Annotated in this window: 1 rRNA gene; it reads right to left on the bottom strand. The window is 56.3% G+C overall.

From position 1 onward, the window contains the following. Positions 1-1,031: ribosomal RNA gene (locus JFN87_RS33205) — 23S ribosomal RNA — on the bottom strand; the annotation flags it as partial.

Raw genomic sequence — 1,031 nt, 5'->3', positions numbered from 1 at the left:
GGACAAGCCCTCGGCCTATTAGTACCGGTCAACTCCACCAGTCACCTGGCTTCCATCTCCGGCCTATCAACCCAGTCGTCTACTGGGAGCCTTACCCCATCAAGTGGGTGGGAGTCCTCATCTCGAAGCAGGCTTCCCGCTTAGATGCTTTCAGCGGTTATCCCTCCCGAACGTAGCCAACCAGCCATGCCCTTGGCAGAACAACTGGCACACCAGAGGTTCGTCCGTCCCGGTCCTCTCGTACTAGGGACAGCCCTTCTCAAGACTCCTACGCGCGCAGCGGATAGGGACCGAACTGTCTCACGACGTTCTAAACCCAGCTCGCGTACCGCTTTAATGGGCGAACAGCCCAACCCTTGGGACCGACTCCAGCCCCAGGATGCGACGAGCCGACATCGAGGTGCCAAACCATCCCGTCGATATGGACTCTTGGGGAAGATCAGCCTGTTATCCCCGGGGTACCTTTTATCCGTTGAGCGACGGCGCTTCCACAAGCCACCGCCGGATCACTAGTCCCGACTTTCGTCCCTGCTCGACCCGTCAGTCTCACAGTCAAGCTCCCTTGTGCACTTACACTCACCACCTGATTACCAACCAGGCTGAGGGAACCTTTGGGCGCCTCCGTTACTCTTTAGGAGGCAACCGCCCCAGTTAAACTACCCATCAGACACTGTCCCTGATCCGGATCACGGACCCAGGTTAGACATCCAGCACGACCAGAGTGGTATTTCAACAATGACTCCACCTGAACTGGCGTCCAAGCTTCACAGTCTCCCACCTATCCTACACAAGCCGAACCGAACACCAATATCAAACTGTAGTAAAGGTCCCGGGGTCTTTCCGTCCTGCTGCGCGAAACGAGCATCTTTACTCGTACTGCAATTTCACCGGGCCTATGGTCGAGACAGCCGAGAAGTCGTTACGCCATTCGTGCAGGTCGGAACTTACCCGACAAGGAATTTCGCTACCTTAGGATGGTTATAGTTACCACCGCCGTTTACTGGCGCTTAAGTTCTCAGCTTCGCCACACC

The sequence above is a fragment of the Streptomyces montanisoli genome (assembly GCF_017813245.1).
Lineage (GTDB): Bacteria > Actinomycetota > Actinomycetes > Streptomycetales > Streptomycetaceae > Streptomyces > Streptomyces montanisoli.
This window is presented reverse-complemented; position numbering and strand designations above follow the sequence as displayed.